Annotated in this window: 15 protein-coding genes; 6 read left to right on the top strand and 9 right to left on the bottom strand. The window is 74.0% G+C overall.

What is annotated here, in order from left to right:
* Positions 1-167: 167 nt before the first annotated feature.
* From GY42_RS09150 to GY42_RS09130, 5 genes are all read right to left on the bottom strand, one after another.
* Positions 168-1,346, bottom strand: a complete 1,179-nt coding sequence (locus tag GY42_RS09150; protein WP_046529102.1) for an LLM class flavin-dependent oxidoreductase — start codon at positions 1,344-1,346, stop codon at positions 168-170.
* A gap of 105 nt (positions 1,347-1,451) precedes the next feature.
* The gene (locus tag GY42_RS09145) at positions 1,452-1,673 is read right to left on the bottom strand and encodes a hypothetical protein (protein WP_152667251.1); all 222 of its coding nucleotides are present in this window, start codon (positions 1,671-1,673) and stop codon (positions 1,452-1,454) included.
* Between the two features lie 25 nt (positions 1,674-1,698).
* Positions 1,699-2,427: a signal peptidase I gene (locus GY42_RS09140; protein ID WP_226238913.1), complete on the bottom strand. Its 729-nt coding sequence runs from the start codon at positions 2,425-2,427 to the stop codon at positions 1,699-1,701.
* 11 nt (positions 2,428-2,438) lie between these two features.
* Positions 2,439-3,146: a hypothetical protein gene (locus tag GY42_RS09135; protein ID WP_046529100.1), complete on the bottom strand. Its 708-nt coding sequence runs from the start codon at positions 3,144-3,146 to the stop codon at positions 2,439-2,441.
* Between the two features lie 104 nt (positions 3,147-3,250).
* Positions 3,251-5,389 carry a putative bifunctional diguanylate cyclase/phosphodiesterase gene (locus tag GY42_RS09130; protein WP_236686756.1) on the bottom strand — a complete coding sequence of 713 codons (2,139 nt, stop codon included), beginning with the start codon at positions 5,387-5,389 and terminating at the stop codon, positions 3,251-3,253.
* A 203-nt stretch (positions 5,390-5,592) separates the two neighbouring features.
* Between GY42_RS09130 and msrB the strand changes: the two genes are divergently transcribed.
* The 3 genes from msrB to GY42_RS09115 all read left to right on the top strand — a co-directional run bounded on the left by msrB (position 5,593) and on the right by GY42_RS09115 (position 7,417).
* The gene (gene msrB, locus GY42_RS09125; protein WP_046530756.1) at positions 5,593-6,024 is read left to right on the top strand and encodes a peptide-methionine (R)-S-oxide reductase MsrB; all 432 of its coding nucleotides are present in this window, start codon (positions 5,593-5,595) and stop codon (positions 6,022-6,024) included.
* A 103-nt stretch (positions 6,025-6,127) separates the two neighbouring features.
* On the top strand, positions 6,128-6,904 hold the full coding sequence (locus tag GY42_RS09120; protein WP_046529099.1) for a hypothetical protein: 777 nt from the start codon (positions 6,128-6,130) through the stop codon (positions 6,902-6,904).
* A 42-nt stretch (positions 6,905-6,946) separates the two neighbouring features.
* On the top strand, positions 6,947-7,417 hold the full coding sequence (locus GY42_RS09115; RefSeq protein WP_046529098.1) for a MarR family winged helix-turn-helix transcriptional regulator: 471 nt from the start codon (positions 6,947-6,949) through the stop codon (positions 7,415-7,417).
* A gap of 48 nt (positions 7,418-7,465) precedes the next feature.
* On the opposite strand, the gene GY42_RS09110 is transcribed toward GY42_RS09115, so the two are convergent.
* Entirely contained in the window at positions 7,466-9,073 is a 1,608-nt protein-coding gene (locus GY42_RS09110; RefSeq protein WP_046529097.1) for an MFS transporter, read from the bottom strand.
* Between the two features lie 221 nt (positions 9,074-9,294).
* Positions 9,295-10,767 carry a sugar porter family MFS transporter gene (locus GY42_RS09105; protein WP_046530755.1) on the bottom strand — a complete coding sequence of 491 codons (1,473 nt, stop codon included), beginning with the start codon at positions 10,765-10,767 and terminating at the stop codon, positions 9,295-9,297.
* Positions 10,768-11,019: 252 nt separating this feature from the next.
* Between GY42_RS09105 and GY42_RS09100 the strand changes: the two genes are divergently transcribed.
* The 3 genes from GY42_RS09100 to GY42_RS09090 all read left to right on the top strand — a co-directional run bounded on the left by GY42_RS09100 (position 11,020) and on the right by GY42_RS09090 (position 13,528).
* Positions 11,020-11,619, top strand: a complete 600-nt coding sequence (locus GY42_RS09100; RefSeq protein ID WP_046530754.1) for a hypothetical protein — start codon at positions 11,020-11,022, stop codon at positions 11,617-11,619.
* Between the two features lie 277 nt (positions 11,620-11,896).
* The gene (locus GY42_RS09095; protein WP_046529096.1) at positions 11,897-12,517 is read left to right on the top strand and encodes a DUF47 domain-containing protein; all 621 of its coding nucleotides are present in this window, start codon (positions 11,897-11,899) and stop codon (positions 12,515-12,517) included.
* Between the two features lie 6 nt (positions 12,518-12,523).
* A complete protein-coding gene (locus GY42_RS09090; protein ID WP_046529095.1) occupies positions 12,524-13,528 on the top strand; it encodes an inorganic phosphate transporter in 1,005 nt (334 codons plus the stop codon).
* A gap of 76 nt (positions 13,529-13,604) precedes the next feature.
* Here GY42_RS09090 and GY42_RS09085 read toward each other — a convergent pair whose 3' ends face one another.
* Positions 13,605-14,585 carry an NUDIX hydrolase gene (locus GY42_RS09085; protein ID WP_046529094.1) on the bottom strand — a complete coding sequence of 327 codons (981 nt, stop codon included), beginning with the start codon at positions 14,583-14,585 and terminating at the stop codon, positions 13,605-13,607.
* Positions 14,582-16,816: an RNA degradosome polyphosphate kinase gene (locus GY42_RS09080; RefSeq protein ID WP_046529093.1), complete on the bottom strand. Its 2,235-nt coding sequence runs from the start codon at positions 16,814-16,816 to the stop codon at positions 14,582-14,584. Before GY42_RS09080 ends, GY42_RS09085 begins: the two co-directional genes overlap by 4 nt.
* Between the last annotated feature and the right edge of the window lie 7 nt (positions 16,817-16,823).

The raw sequence follows: 16,823 nt of genomic DNA, 5'->3' as shown, positions 1-16,823 counted from the left end.
CTGCAGGACGGTGGTGCGTCCACGCTGCCACCGGCGGTGCCGGTGCGCGCGGCGGGCTGGATCGCCCTCTCGCGGGGGTGGTGGGGTTGGGGCTGGATCGCCCTCTCGCGCGCGGGGTGGGCGAGCGGGGCTCGTCCGGTGACGCGCGGGAGGGCGATCCGGTGCCGTCAGGAGACCGTGACCGCGTCGGCGGCGTCGGTGTCGTCCTCGGCCGTGCGGCCGGTCCAGTGGTCGGCGGCCGCGGCCTGCTGCTGGTGCACCTTGCCCGCGGCGCGCGCGGCGGCGACGCGCTCGGCGTGCGACGGCGGGTCCGACGGCACGTCGGCCGGGCGGCGGGACTCGGCCTCGGCGCGCAGCACCGGCACGACGTCCTCGGCGAGCATGTCGATCTGCTCGAGGACGGTCTTGAGCGGCAGGCCCGCGTGGTCGATGAGGAACAGCTGGCGCTGGTAGTGGCCGACCTGCTCCCAGAAGGCGCCGTAGCGGTCGATGACCTGCTGCGGGCTGCCGACCGTGAGCGGCGTCTCGCGCGTGAAGTCCTCCATCGACGGCCCGTGCCCGTAGACCGGCGCGACGTCGAAGTAGGGCTTGAACTCGTTCCACGCGTCCTGGCTGTTCTTGCGCATGAACACCTGGCCGCCCAGGCCGACGATCGCCTGGTCGGCGCGGCCGTGGCCGTAGTGCTCGAACCGCTGGCGGTAGAAGTTCACCATCTGCGCGGTGTGCTCCATGGGCCAGAAGATCGCGTTGTGCAGGAACCCGTCGCCGTAGTACGCGGCCTGCTCGGCGATCTCGGGGGAGCGGATCGAGCCGTGCCACACGAACGGCGCGACGCCGTCGAGCGGGCGCGGGGTGGACGTGAAGCCCTGCAGCGGCGTGCGGAACTTGCCGCTCCAGTCGACGACGTCCTCCTCCCACAGGCGGCGCAGCAGCGCGTAGTTCTCGATCGCGAGCGGCAGGCCCTGGCGGATGTCCTTGCCGAACCACGGGTAGACGGGCCCGGTGTTGCCGCGGCCCATCATGAGGTCCATGCGGCCGTCGGAGATGACCTGGAGCATCGCGTACTCCTCGGCCAGCCGCACCGGGTCGTTCGTGGTGATGAGCGTGGTCGCGGTCGAGAGCACGATGTTCTTCGTGCGGCCCGCGAGGTAGCCCAGCATGGTCGTCGGCGACGACGGCACGAACGGCGGGTTGTGGTGCTCACCGGTCGCGAACACGTCGAGGCCCGCGGCGTCGGCGTGCTCGGCGATCGTGAGCATCGCGCGCACGCGCTCGGTGTCGTCGGGCGTCCGGCCCGTCGTCGGGTCGGTCGTGACGTCACCGACGGAGAAGATCCCGAACTGCATGGTCCACCTCGCTGTCCGCCGGGCGGCCCTGCCGCCCGGGAGTTCTATGCATTTGCATCGACCGCTCGCCACAACACGGCACCTTCCGCACGTATTCCGCGGCCCTCAGCCGTCCGTCGCGGACGCCGGGCCCGCGGTGCCCGGCACCGTCGGCGACGGGTCGGGCGCGGGCTCCGACGGGCCGTCGGGCGCCGCCGACGGCGTGGCCGTCACGACCGTCACGCGCAGCTCGACCGCGTCGTGGTCCGTCAGCACCGCCGACGTCCGCCCGACCACCGGCGCCGCGGCCGCGGCGACCAGCAGCGCCACGACCAGCACGAGTCGCACGCGGGCACCGCGGTCGCGGTGGTCCTCACTCGAGGAGGAGCGCATCGAGCTTCCCGTCCTGCGGCGCCTGCCGTCGTCGTCGGTCCTCCCGCCGCCGGCGGTCGTCCAGCACCGACAGGACCTCGAGCGTCGCGAGCGCGAGCAGCGGGGGTCCGAGCAGCATCGCACGTCCGGCCGCCGACGTGGCCCAGGCGAGCGCGCGCCCCCAGCCCTCGTGCACCGACAGCAGCACGCCGCGCACGCGCTCGACCGGCGTCGCGTCCGGGTCGGGGGCGCTGTTCGCGTCGCCCTGCGTGCGGATGTACGCGCGCGTCTCCGGCTCGCCCGCGGCGTCCAGCACCGGCGCCTGCCGGCCGTCCGTCCCGGGCACCTCGCGCATCACGGGCAGGCGCACGACCTCGACGATCCGGTGCGTCACCAGCTCGGACGAGCCGATCGGCTGGAACGTCACGACGAGCCCGGGCCGCAGCTCCGAGGCGTCACCGACCGCGCGCAGCACCACGACGTCACCCGCCGAGAACCGCGGCTCCATCGACCCCGACGTCACGATCAGCAGGCGCTGGTCGCGCGCCTGGAACCACAGCGGCACGACCGTCGCCGCGACGAACCCCGTCACGCCCAGCACGACGACCGTCCACAGCAGCGCCGTGACCGCGCGTCGCGCCCACGGCGCCCGCGGACGCCGGTGCGCGGGCGCCGCCACGCGCGGCGCCCGGCGCTCGACGAACGGCTGCGGCCGTGTGCGCGGCGTCATGGTGGGCGAGGTCAGGAGTTGTTCACCGTCTGCTCGGAGTCGAACTGCAGCGAGATCGCGACGGCCGTCTGCTGGTACCGGTCGTCGGTGCCGGACGGCACGCCGCTCGCGGGGTCGCCGTCGGCCATGTCGAGCCGCACGCACAGCGCGTCGACGCCGGTCGCACCGGGCCCGACCTGCCGGTCGCCCGGCTGCGCCCCGCGCTCGGGGCTGCCCACGATCGCCGTCGTCGTCGCGGGCAGACCCTGGCCCGTGTCGCCCAGCGCACCCTCGGGCGCGGTCGGCACGCTCAGCGCCGAGCAGCCCGCCGCGGGCGCCTCGTACACGCGCAGCCGCAGCGCCTCGCGCAGGTCGCCGTCGCCCAGCGCGCCGCCGGACGGCGTCGCGACCTCCGCCGCGAGCGAGACCGCGTAGCGCAGGTTGAGGGACCCGTCGTTGCGGACCGTCACGGGCGCCACGGCCCACCCGCCGGGCGCGAGCAGCTCGTCGGGCACCGTGAACTCCACCGGCTCGCCCGGGGCCGTCAGCACGACCGAGCCGGTCGTGATGCCGCTGCTCACGGTGTCCTGGTCGGTGAAGACCGCGGCGGTCGTGAGGGACGTGACGCCGACCCCGGCGAGGACGAGGATCGCGCCCGTCGCCCACAGCCGACGACGCCGCAGGACGTCCTCGCGCGCGGGAGCGGGGTCGATCATCTCCTCGAGGATCTCGTCCATCATGAGCGGGCCTTCCGGTCGAGCGGGGGCGAATCCGGCGTCGGGTGCGTGAGGGAGCACGCGTGCTCCTCGGCAGTCATCGGCAGCGGCGCGGCCGACCTGAGGCATCATGCCGTGAGTTCACCCGGTCGGGTGACTCCGTCCGGGTGCGGGCCGTGCGTGTCGGCCACACCGACCTGCGCGATGGCCTCGGCCGGCGCGGGTCGCGCCCACAGGAACCCCTGCGCCTGGTCCACGCCGAGCCGCGTCAGCACGCGCGCCGTGCCCGCGTCCTCGACGCCCTCGGCCACCACGTCGAGCCCGAAGGAGTGCGCGAGGTCGACCATCGCCTGCACGACCACCTCGGACCCGTCGCGACCCTGCTCTCCGAGGTCGGAGATGAACACGCGGTCGATCTTCAGCGTGTCCACGGGCAGGTCGCGCAGCTGCGAGATCGACGTGGTGCCGGTGCCGAAGTCGTCGATCGCGACCCGCACGCCCAGCGCGTGCAGCCGCTGCAGCACCGGCACGACGCGTGAGGTGTCCGCCACCAGCGCGGTCTCGGTGATCTCGACCTCGAGCAGCCGCGCGGGGACGGCGTGCTCGGCCAGCAGGTGCTCGATGGTGGCGACCACGTCGGGCGTCGTGACGTCGTGCGCCGACAGGTTGACCGCCACCGGCAGGTCACGCCCCTCGGCCTCCCACCGCGCGAGCTGCACGACCGTCGCCTCGAGCGCGAACCGCGTCACGTCGTGGATCAGGCCGGACTGCTCGGCGATCGGCACGAACGCCGACGGCGCGAGCACGCCGCGCGTCGGGTGCGACCAGCGGATCAGCGCCTCGTACCCGACGACCCGGTCGGTGCCGAGGTCGAGCTTCGGCTGGTAGTGCATGACGAGCTGGGTCGCGGCGGGGCGCCCGGCGGGTGCGTCGCCGCGGCCGTCCGGGCCCGAGGCGCGACCCGCCGCGAGCAGCTGCTGCTCGGTGCGCCGCGCCGCGCGCGACGCCGCGAGGGCCTGGTGCAGCTCGCCCAGCAGCACCAGGCGCGTCGGCGACGAGTCGTCGGTGTCCGGGGAGTACACCGCGACGCCCGTGCGGTGGTGCTTCGCGGCGTACATCGCGACGTCGGCCGTCCGCATGAGCGACGACGCGTCGTCGGCGTGGTCCGGCAGGCACGCGACACCGATCGAGGTGTCGATGTGCAGCGTCATGTCGCCGATCTCGAACGGCCGCGCGAACAGCTGCCGCACGCGGCCCGCGAGGCGCTCGGCGTTCGCCACGGACCGCACGTCCGGCAGCAGGACGGCGAACTCGTCGCCGCCGAGGCGCGCGACCACGTCCTCCTCGCGCAGCGACTCCCGCAGCCGCTGCGCGACCTGCTCGAGCAGCGTGTCGCCGTGGTCGTGGCCCAGCGTGTCGTTGATGTCCTTGAACCGGTCGATGTCGAGCAGGATCAGCCCGACGCGCCCGCCGTCCTCCTCCGCGCGCAGGATCGCGCGGCGCATCTGGTCGCCCAGCAGGCGGCGGTTCGGCAGCCCCGTGAGCGAGTCGAGCATCGCGAGCCGCGCGTTCTCCAGCGCCGTGCTGCGCAGCCGCCGCGACGTGGTCCCCACGATCCGGAACAGCAGGAGCCACAGCACCACGAGACCGCCCGCCACCGCCAGCGTCACGGTGCGCGACGTGCGCGCGAGCGTCGCCTGCGTCTCGGTGTGGTCCAGCACGACCTCGGCGACCCCGACGGGCTGCCCCGCCGAGCCGCCCGTGGGCACCGCGTCGTCCGCGGTGTCGTCGGGCAGCACGGGCACGTACACGTCGAGGACCGTGAGCCGCTGGGGCTCGGTGCCCGTGCCGCGGCGCACGTCCTCCTGCACGACGGGGTCCGGCGCGCCGGTCGACATCGCGGCCGCGAAGCGCTCGGAGTGCGGCAGGCCGCTCGTGGTCCCCGGGTCGGACGAGTACATGAGACGGCCGTCGAGGCCCCACAGCCGCAGCTCGACCAGGCGCTCGTCGAACGCGCTCGTGCGCGCCGCGATGGCCGCGGTCTCGTCGGGCGACGCGACGCCCGTGACGAACGAGCCGGCCGCGACGCCGCCGGCCGCGTAGCGCGCCACCACGGCGGCCATCGAGGTGCCGTCGCCGACGGCCTGCGCGCGCATCTGCTGCGCCGTGAGGGTCACGAGGGCGACGCCGAGCGCGACCATGCCGACGAGGCTGACCAGCGCGAACGAGCGCGTGAGGCTGCCACGGCGCCGTGAGCGTTGCGACACGGCCCCTCCCCGGCGCGTCGGCGCGACGCCCCCGGCCGGGGACGTCCCGGACAGAGTAGGACGTCCGACCTGATTCGGTCCGACCCGCCGCGCGGCGTCCGCGTGTCGTGTCGCGGCGGCCCGGGAACGCGCGGGCGCGCCCGGGTGTTGTGCGTGGTGCGACCGCACCCGCGGGACGCGCCCCACGACCCCAGGGAGCTGTGGTGACCGACCGGTACCCCGTGACCAAGTCCGACGACCAGTGGCGTCTCGAGCTCGAGCCGCAGGAGTTCGCGGTCCTGCGGCGCGCGGGCACCGAGCGCGCGTGGACCGGCGCGCTGCTCGACGAGCACCGCGAGGGCGTCTACCGCTGCCGCGCGTGCGGCAACGAGCTGTTCCGCTCCGACACCAAGTTCGACTCGCACTGCGGCTGGCCGAGCTTCTTCTCGCCGCTCGCGGGCGACCGCGTCGAGCTGCTGACCGACACGTCGCACGGCATGGTCCGCACCGAGGTGCGGTGCGCGCGCTGCGGCTCGCACCTGGGGCACGTCTTCGACGACGCGCCGCAGACGCCCACGGGCGACCGGTTCTGCATGAACTCGGTGAGCCTGACGTTCGAGCCCGCGGCCGAGGGCACGACGGACGCCCGTCCGTGAAGGGACCGGTCGGGTGACGACACACGCCCGACACGCCGGTCCGGGGTGAAGTCGCCCGGAGGCGGGACTGAAGTCCACGAGCCGCAGTGCCGATAATGCGGACGTGGACGAGGTCCTGACCGTTCGACGGTGGCGGAGGTACGGTGCCGACCGTCTCTACGTCACGCACGAGACCGGTGCGCGGGTGGGCTCCGTCGACCTGCAGTCGGGCGAGGTGGTCGCCGACGACCCCGTGCTCGAGGCCCGCGTGCGCCGTGCCGCGCAGGCCTACCTGCGGTCCGACGTCCCCGAGCTCGTGCTGCCGGTGACCTCCGAGCTCGCGTCGCTCGACGCGCTCGAGGGGCTCGGCACGGGCCTCGAGGCGTGGCTGGGCGACGTGCGCGACGGTGCGCGCTCCGACCACGGCCTGCGCGGCAGCCCGCTGGGGGTGCGGCTCGAGCGCCTGGCCGACGACGGCTGGGAGACCGTGCACGACGTGCCGCTGGGCCGGCAGGGCTCGGTGATCGAGCACCTGCTGGTGGGCCCGGGCGGCATCTGGACGGTCTCGGAGCGGCGGCACCCGGGGAGCCGGGTGCGGGTCGCGGCGCGCACGATGCACGTCGACGGGCGGGCGGTGACCTACCTGCGGGACGCACGGCTCGAGGCGGCGCGCGTGCAGGGCCTGCTGCAGTCGGTGGGGTGCGCCGGGGTGCACGTGCGGGCCGCGCTCGTCGTCACGGGTGACCTCGAGCGCGACGCGCACCACCCGCCGCAGGACGCGCTCGTGGTCGCGCGGCACGAGGTGCCGAACGTGTTCCGGCGCATGCACCCGCACGTCGACGCCGCGCGCGTGAAGGCCATCGCCGGGCTCGCGCGGCGGCGCACGACGTGGGCCCGCTGACCGCTGGTCCGTGGGCGTGCCGTGCTGCGCGAGGATGGGGCGATGAGCGACGACCCGGTGCTGCGCGTCGAGCGTGAGCTCGGCCTGTTCATGCGGCGGGCGCGGGCCGCGTCGGCGGGCGTCGCGCGCAGCGTGCACCCCGACCTCGACCCGTCGGCGTACCAGCTGCTCGCGACGGTCGCCCGCACGCCGGGCACGCGCGCGAGCGACCTCGCGGACCTGCTGGGCGTGGGGCGCGGCACCATGTCGCGGCAGGTCGCGCGGCTCGAGCGGCTCGGGCTCGTCACGCGCGCGGCGGACCCGCACGACTCGCGCAGCCACCCGCTCGTGCTGACCGACGAGGGTGAGCGCCGGCTGGAGCACGCGCGCGCGGGACGGCAGGAGTACATGCGTCGCTCGCTCGACGCCTGGCGGGCGGACGAGCTCGCGCAGCTCGCGGACCTCATGGCGCGGCTCAACGACGACCTCGTGCGGCACGGCGAACGGCAGACGCCCGCCCCGGACGGCCCCTGAGGGACGTCGGGACGGGCGTCGCGCGCGGTGGTGCCGCGGCCCGTGGGCTCAGGACGCCGCGGCCGGCTCCTGCTGCGCGGCCTGGGCCGCGAGCCGCTGCTCGACGCCCGACGCGTGGCCGAGCGGCACCTCGCGCAGCGCGAGCACGGCGACGAGCGCGAGCAGCGCGATCGGCGCGCCGACGAGGAACAGCTCGGAGACGCCGATGCCGAACGCGTGCTCGACGACCTGGCGCACCGGGCCGGGGAGCGTCGCGAGGTCGGGCAGCGTGCTGGTGCCGCTCGAGCCCATCGCGGCGGGGTCGATGCCGATGCCCGTGAGGCCGTCGACCATGAGGTGCTGCACGCGGTTGGACAGCAGCGCCCCGAGCGCCGAGACGCCGATCGCGCCGCCGAGCGTGCGGAAGAACGCGACGGTCGCGGTGCCGGCGCCCATCTCGGTGATGGGCAGCGTGTTCTGCGTCGCGAGGACGAGGTTCTGCATGAGCATGCCGACGCCCACGCCGACGACGAGCATGTAGCCGCCGACGAGCACGAAGCTCGTGGTCTCGTCGATCGTGCCCATGAGGCCCAGGCCGCCCGTGAGGAGCACGGCGCCGGCCACCATGATCGCCTTGTAGCGGCCGGTGCGCGTGATGCGGCGGCCGGACAGCGTCGAGGACAGGAACACGCCGAGCACCATGGGGATGGTCAGCAGGCCGGACTGCGTGGGGGTCTTGCCGCGCGCGAGCTGCATGTACTGCGACAGGAAGACCTGCGTGCCGAAGAGCGCGATGCCGACGGCGACGGACGCGAGGACCGTGAGCACGACCGTGCGGTTGCGGAACAGGTGCAGCGGGATGATCGGCTCGGCGGCGCGCTGCTCGACCAGGATCACGCCGACGACGCCCAGCAGGGCCCCGCCGACCATGACGGCCGTCTGCCAGGACAGCCAGTCGAACGACTGCCCGGCGAACGTGACCCACAGCAGGAGCGTCGCGACGGACGCGGACAGCAGGACGGCGCCGGCCCAGTCGATGCGCACGCGGCGCCGCGCGGTGGCGGGCAGGTGCAGCGTGCGCTGCAGCACGACGATCGCGGCGATCGCGAACGGCAGGCCGACGAAGAAGTTCCAGCGCCACCCGGCTGCGTCGGTGATGACGCCGCCGAGCAGCGGGCCGCCGACCATGCCGACGGCCATGACGGCGCCCATGAGGCCCATGTACCGGCCGCGCTCGCGGGGGCTGATGATGTCGGCGATGAGGACGGTGCCCAGGGCGGTGAGGCCGCCGGCGCCGATGCCCTGCAGGGCGCGCATGCCGATGAGCATCTCGGTGGTGTGCGAGAACCCGGCGAGCGCCGAGGACACGACGGACACGACGAGCGCGATCTGCACGAGCAGCTTGCGGTCGACGAGGTCGGCGAGCTTGCCCCAGATGGGCGTCGAGACGGTCGTGGTGAGGAGGGTCGCGGTGACGACCCAGGTGAAGGCGGACTGGCTGCCGCCGAGGTCGGTGATGATGCGGGGCAGGGACGTGGACACGACGCTCGTCGCGAGGATCGAGACGAACATGCCCAGGAGGATCCCGGACAGGGCCTCGAGGACCTCGCGGTGCGTCATGGCGCCGCTGGGGGAGTCGGCGGCGGTGCCGTCGACGGTGCTGCTGGTGCTGCTCACGTGGGGGTGCTCGCTTCCGGGCGCGGGGACAGGGGTGACCGGGCGTCGTCGGCGGTCGGGAGCCGTCGCGGGCGGTGCTGGAGCCGGGCGCGACTGTTGCTCGGGGCAACTCTACGACGGGTCGTTACCTCGGGCAACAGTTCAGGGGGGTGACGTGTTCCGCCCCGGGTGCGACGTGCGTCGCACCCGGGGCGGCGGGAGCAGGGCCGGACGTGCCGTCGTCAGGCCGACGCGCGGCGCGACCGCCGCTCGACCTGCAGGCCCTCCATGTCCTCGAGCTCGACCCCCTTGGTCTCCGGGACCTTGGTGAGCACGAAGACGAACGACAGCAGCGCGAACGCCGCGTACATCGCGTACGGCACCGACGCGCCGAACCGGTCCAGCAGCTCGGGGAACGACAGCGTGATGACGAAGTTCGCGATCCACTGCGCGGACGCCGCGACGCCCAGGGCCGCCGCGCGGATCCGGTTCGGGAACATCTCGCCCAGCAGCACCCACACCAGCGGGCCCCACGTCGCACCGAAGAACACCACGAACGCGTTCGCCGCGACCAGCGCGATCACGCCCCACGAGCCGTCCAGGCTGACGTTCTCGCCCGTGCCCGTCGCCTGCGTGAACGCGACCGCCATGGTGCCGAGCGCGAGCGTCATGCCCGCCGAGCCGATCAGCAGCAGCGGGCGCCGCCCCACCTTGTCGATGAGCGCGATCGCGATGAACGTCACCACGACGTTCGTCACGGCCGTGATCGTCGAGATGAGGAACGACTGGCTCTCGGCGAACCCGACCGCCTGCCACAGCGTCGTCGAGTAGTAGAAGATCACGTTGATCCCGACGAACTGCTGGAACACCGACAGCAGGATCCCGACCCACACGACCGGCAGCAGGCCCAGCGCCGGGCCGCGCAGGCTCGCCTGCTGCGCGAGCGCCTCGTCCTTGCGGATCGTCTGCTCGATCTGCTCGACGCGCTGCTCCGGGTCCTCCTCGGCGCCCAGCACGTCCGCCAGCACCGCGCGCGCCTCGTCGCGGCGGCCCTGCGCCACGAGGTACCGCGGCGACTCGGGGATGCGCAGCGCGAGCACGCCGTAGACCACCGCGGGCACGACGCACACCAGGAACATCCAGCGCCAGGCCTCGAGACCCAGCCACAGCTCGTTCGCCGCGCCGCCCGCCGACGTCGCGAGCAGCTGGTCCGACAGCAGCGCCGCGAAGATGCCGAGCGTGATCGCGAGCTGCTGCAGCGACCCGAGCCGCCCGCGCATCGACGCCGGCGCGATCTCCGCGATGTACGCGGGCGCGATCACCGACGCGATGCCGATGCCGACACCCGCCATGACGCGCCAGATCGCCAGGTCCCACGCCGCGAACGCGAACGCCGAGAGCACCGACGACACGAAGAACAGCACGGCGCCCAGCACCATGACGCGCGTGCGGCCCCACCGGTCCGAGAGCCGCCCGCCCAGCCACGCGCCCGCCGCCGACCCGAGCAGCGCCACCGCGACCACCAGGCCCGTGACGACGCCCGACAGCTCGAACTGCCCCTGCACCGCCTCGACCGCACCGTTGATGACCGAGCTGTCGAAGCCGAACAGGAAGCCGCCCACCGCGGCGGCGACCGCGAGCGCGACCGCCTTGCCCTTGTGCCTCGACGCCCCGGGCGTGCCGCCCGGCCCCTGCGCCGCCGACGAGTCCGTCATGACCAGCACGCTCCGTTCCGTCCGGGGCCGTCCCGGTCGTTCTCACTGTGAACCCGCCGTGCACGCGTCGCACCCGGAGCGCGGCGGTGCGACGGACGTCACGTGCCCGCCGGGACGGGGCGGCGGGTGGTGGGCGGGCCGCGGGCGGGGGATCATGCCGCGATGAGCACGGACGGCACGGCAGGCACCGGCGGCACGAGCGGCGGCAGCGGCGGCGGCACGGGCGGCGGGCGACGCCACCACCGCCCGATCGTGGTCGACCCCGCGCTCGCGGACGAGCTGCCGGGCCCGCTCGACCCCGCGCTGCGCGACGAGATCGCGCACACCACGGCCGCCGCGCTGGTCCGGCACGGGCGCGCGACGCAGGACCCGCAGGTCGTCGAGCGGCTCGTCGCGCTCGTCGAGACCGAGGGGCTCGACGTCGTCGCGGCGATGTGGTCCGACTGCCCGGCCGACACGCTGCCCGGCGCGCTGTGGCGGCTGTACGTGCTGCGCGAGTGGGTGCGTCGCGACCCGGGCACGGTCGCCGACCGGTACCGCCAGGGCGTCGCTGCCGCACCCGTGCACGACGCCGTCGCGGGCGTCGTCGACCAGCCCGGACCGCAGGACGTCCGCACGGTCGCCGACGCCGTGCTCTCGGGCGTCTACACGGGCGACCTCGCGGTCGCGCTCGAGCGTGCGGCCGCGTTCTGCCAGGTCCTGGCCACGGGCGCGGCGTTCGACGCCGACCACCTCGACGTCGTCGACCCCGCCGCCGCGCACCGCCAGACCCGCGGCGCCGCGTCGCTCGTGCGCACCGCCGAGGAGCTCGCGCACGCCGCGCAGCTGTGGCGGGCCGACCGGCTCGAGTGACGCGCCGCTCGCCGCGGGGCCGCGCCGAGCCCGTGCGTCGTGCGCGACGCCGCGTAGACTGGACGGGCGACGCCGGGTCGCGGTAGCCCCGGGCTCCATCATCAGCCGCTACGAGCGGCCACGCGCCGAGAGGCGCTCCCGGCCCGGCGTCGTTCACCTCACACCGAGCGCACAGGGGCGTGCGACCTCGGTCCGGCGCACCTGCCGTTCACCGCCCGTTAGGCTGTTGGCGCCCCGGTTCCCGGGGGACACACCGTCGAACGACCCGGAGCCCTCCGTGCGCCTGCGCATCACACCGCGCGACACCCAGTACTTCGACCTCTTCGCCGCTTCCGCGTCCCACCTCGTGACGGGCGCGAACCTGCTGGCCGAGATGCTCGGAGCCGACCGCGCGACCCGCAAAGAGATCAACAAGCGGATGGCGGAGGCCGAGCACGCCGCCGACGACGCGACCCACACGATCATGCGTCGCCTCAACCAGACGTTCGTGACGCCGTTCGACCGCGACGACATCTACGACCTCGCGTCGAGCCTCGACGACTGCATGGACTACATGGACGAGGCGTCCGACCTCATCGTCCTGTACAAGGTCGAGGAGCTGCCCGCGCGCGTCTCCGACCAGGTCCAGGTGCTCCAGCGCGCCGCCGAGCTCACGGCCGAGGCCATGCCCCGCCTGCGCTCGATGGACTCGCTGCAGGAGTACTGGGTCGAGGTGAACCGCCTCGAGAACCAGGCCGACAAGTCGCACCGCAAGCTGCTCGCGCAGATGTTCGACGAGATCTCCGACCCGATCCTGCTGATGAAGCTCAAGGAGATCGTGGAGAAGCTCGAGGACGCCGCCGACGCGTTCGAGAAGGTCGCGAACACGGTCGAGACGATCGCGCTCAAGGAGTCCTGAGCCCCCGTGGAACCTGTGCTCGTCGTCTTCGTCGTCGCGCTCGCCCTCGGGTTCGACTACACGAACGGCTTCCACGACGCCGCCAACGCCATCGCCACGTCGGTCTCGACGCGGGCGCTGACGCCGCGCGCGGCGCTCCTCATGGCCGCGGTCATGAACTTCACCGGCGCGCTGCTGGGCACCGAGGTCGCCGAGACCATCGCGACCTCCATCGTCGACCTGCAGGACGCACCGTCGCACTCGGCGCTCGTCGTCATCGTGTGCGCGCTGGTCGGCGCGATCGCGTGGAACCTCGTGACCTGGTGGTTCGGCCTGCCCTCGTCGTCGACGCACGCCCTCATCGGCGGTCTCGTCGGCGCGGGCCTCGCCGCCGGGTTCGGGATCTACGGCTCGGCGATCGTCGACAAGGTCGTCCTGCCGATGGTCTTCTCGCCGATCATCGGGTTCGGTCTCGCGTTCCTCGCGATGGCCGGCCTGCTGTGGCTGATCCGCAACCGCCCGCCGACCCGCGTCAACCGGCGCTTCCGGTTCGCGCAGACCGTCTCGGCCGCCGCCATGGCGCTCGGGCACGGCCTGCAGGATGCGCAGAAGACCATGGGCGTCATCTACCTCGCGCTCCTCACCGCCAACTGGGCGGACCCGGAGGCGGGCATCCCGCTGTGGGTCAAGCTCGCCGCGGCCGCCGCGATCTCGCTCGGCACCTACGCGGGCGGGTGGCGCATCATGCGCACGCTCGGCCGCAAGATCATCGAGCTCGACCCCGCGCGCGGGTTCGTCGCCGAGTCGGTCTCCGCGGTGGTCCTCTACGTCAACGCGTTCGCGCTGCACGCGCCCGTGTCGACCACCCACACGATCACGTCCGCGATCATGGGCGTCGGCGCCACCAAGCGGCTCTCGGCCGTGCGCTGGGGCGTCGCCAAGAACATCGCCGGCGCGTGGATCCTCACGATCCCGGCCGCCGCGCTCGTCGCGGCCGTCGTGTTCTGGATCATCCACCCGATCCTGGGCTGAGCCCGCACGCCCGACGCCCCGGTGCCGCACGGCACCGGGGCGTCGTCGTGCTCGCGGTCGGCCCGACGCGGCCGAGTCAGTCCGCCCCGGCGGGGGACCGGTGCCGCTCGACCCCCACCACGCGCGTGCCCCGGCGGGTCCGTGCGGCGTGCGCGACGAGCACCTCGCCGGGGGCGAGGAACGGGTTCTCGCGCGGCAGCGCGTCGGCCACCGCCCGGCGGCTCTGCACCTCCAGCACGTCGAGCACGGTCGGCAGCACCGGCCGGTGCGTGCACAGCACGGTGTCGCGCCGCGCCTCGAGCCCGTCCGCCACGATCGCCGCGACCCGCGCGGGGGACTCGTCGTGACGGGCCTCCGTCAGGCCGTCGGCCACCTCGGGGGTCACGCCCGCGGCCTGGGCGTAGGGCGCCACCGTCGTCGCGCACCGCTCCCAGCGGCTCGTCACGACCCGCTCGACGCCGAACGCCGCGAGCAGGGGCGTCAGCGTCGCGGCCTGCCGCAGGCCCAGCCCCGTGAGCGGGCGGTCGTCCTCCGTGCCACCCCACAGGGCCCGCTTGCGGGCCTGCCCGTGCCGCGCCACCACCAGCGCGCGCGTGTCCAGCCGGTCCTTCGCGTACGCCTCCACGAGCGCGTCGAGCGGGCGACGGTCGTCGCGGCGCGTGAGCCGGCGCGCGGCCTGCGCGGTGTCGAACCACTCCCAGTGGTCGATCTCCGAGCGGTCGGCGTGCGGCACGGGCGGGCGCGCGCGCAGCGGCACGTCGTCCCCGCGGCCCGCGACGCGCGCGGCCCAGTAGTGCACGACCTTGCGCCGTCCGTCGGACAACGCGTACCGCAGACCCGGCAGCGGCAGACCCAGCACGACCGCCATGCCCGTCTCTTCCTCGACCTCGCGCACGGCCGCGACGGGCGGGATCTCGCCCGGGTCGAGCTTGCCCTTGGGCCACGACCAGTCGCGGTACCGCGGGCGGTGCACGAGCGCGACCTGCAGCCGCCCGGCGCGCACGCGCCACACGAGCGCGCCCGCCGCCTCGACGGGGTCCGGTGCCCCGGCCCTCACCGGGGGGCGCCCGGCCGGCGCTTCTGGCGCTGGACGAGCACCTCCTGCAGGTCGACCAGCGGGCCGTCGGGCCCGCGGTGGTGCCGCACCCAGACGCCGTCCGGGCCCAGGTGCCACGACGACGTGCCGTCGTCCATCGTCTCGTCGAGGTACTCCACGAGCTCGGTCACCTGCGCGGGCTCCGCGACCCGCACGAGCGCCTCGACGCGGCGGTCCAGGTTGCGGTGCATGAGGTCCGCCGAGCCGATGAACACCTCGGGCCCCTCGAACCCGTCACCGTCGGCGGGCGTCGCGTGCGCGAACGCGAAGACGCGCGAGTGCTCGAGGAACCGGCCGAGGATCGACCGCACCCGGATCGTCTCCGACAGGCCCGGCACGCCCGGGCGCAGCGCGCAGATGCCACGCACGTTGATGTCGACCGGCACGCCCGCCTGCGACGCGCGGTACAGCGCGTCGATCGTCGCCTCGTCGACCATCGAGTTGACCTTGATCTTGATCCACGCGGGCTCGCCGCGGCGCGCCGCCTCGGCCTCGCGCTCGATGCGCTCCAGCAGCCCCGTGCGCACCGAGCGCGGCGCGACGAGCAGGCGGTGGAACCGCGACTTCGGCGCGTAGCCCGACAGCTGGTTGAACAGCCGCGTGAGGTCCTGGCCCACGTCCGGGTCGGCCGTCAGCAGCCCCAGGTCGGTGTACAGCCGCGCGGTCTTCGGGTGGTAGTTGCCCGTGCCGACGTGGCTGTAGCGGCGCAGCCCGTCGGACTCCTGCCGCACCACGAGCGACAGCTTGCAGTGCGTCTTCAGCCCGACGATCCCGTACACGACGTGCACGCCCGCCTGCTCGAGCTTGCGGGCCCACGAGATGTTGTTCTGCTCGTCGAACCGCGCCTTGATCTCGACGAGCGCGAGCACCTGCTTGCCGGCCTGCGCCGCATCGATGAGCGCGTCGACGATCGGCGAGTCTCCCGACGTCCGGTACAGCGTCTGCTTGATCGCGAGCACGTGCGGGTCCGCCGCCGCCTGCTCGAGGAACGTCTGCACCGACGTCGAGAACGAGTCGTACGGGTGGTGCAGCAGGATGTCACGCGCCCGGATCGCCGCGAACACGTCGGTCGGCGTGGCCGACTCCACCTCGGCGAGGTGCCGGTGCGTCGCCGGGACGAACTTCGGGAACTGCAGCTCGGGCCGGTCGAGGTCGGCCACGAGGTTGAGGCCCGTGTGGTCGAGCGGTGCGGGCAGCTCGTACACGTCGTCCTCGGACATGCCGAGCTCGCGGACCAGGAGCTTGCGCACGCGCGGGCTGATGCCCTCGGCGAGCTCGAGCCGCACGGGCGGCCCGAACCGGCGCCGCAGCAGCTCCTTCTCCATGGCCTTGAGCAGGTTCTCGGCGTCGTCCTCCTCGACCTCCACGTCCTCGTTGCGCGTGACGCGGAACGTGTGGAACTCGCGGACCTCCATGCCGGGGAACAGCGCGTCGAGGTGCTGGGCGATGACGTCCTCGACCGGCACGAACGACATGGGCCCGCGCTCGGGCGCCGCCGTCGCGTGGTCCGGGGCCGAGGGGCGGCCCGCCGCGTCGACCGCGATGTACCGCGGCAGCAGCGGCGGCACCTTGACGCGCGCGAAGTGCTCCTTGCCGCTGGCTGGGTTGACGACGCTCACCGCGAGGTTGAGCGACAGCCCCGAGATGTACGGGAACGGGTGCGCGGGGTCCACCGCGAGCGGCGTCAGGACCGGGAAGATCTGCCGGCGGAAGAACTTGTGCAGACGGTCCTGCTCGCCGTCGCCCAGGTCGTCCCAGCGCACGATCGTGATGCCCTCGGCCGCGAGCGCCGGCTGCACGTCCTGCGCGAAGACCCGCGCGTGCCGCTCCATGAGCTCGTGCGCGCGCTCGCTGATCGCCTCGAGCACCTGCCGCGGCGACAGCCCCGACGCGGCCGTGACCGCGATGCCCGTCGCGATGCGCCGCTTGAGGCCCGCGACGCGCACCATGAAGAACTCGTCGAGGTTCGACGCGAAGATCGCCAGGAACCGCACGCGCTCCAGCAGCGGCAGGTCCGCGTCCTCCGCGAGCTCGAGCACGCGCTGGTTGAACGCGAGCCACGACAGCTCGCGGTCGAGGAACCGGTCGTCCGGCAGGGCCTCGTCGACGGGCTGCGGCGCCTCGTCGGGGGTCTCCACGTGCTCGGCGATGCGCTCTGCCAGCGCGGGGTCCATCGCGGGGGCGTCGGTCATGTGCTCA

The sequence above is a fragment of the Cellulomonas sp. FA1 genome, assembly GCF_000986825.1.
Classification (GTDB): domain Bacteria; phylum Actinomycetota; class Actinomycetes; order Actinomycetales; family Cellulomonadaceae; genus Cellulomonas; species Cellulomonas iranensis.
Note: the sequence above shows the minus strand (reverse complement) of the source record. Positions and strands in the feature narration are given on the sequence as shown.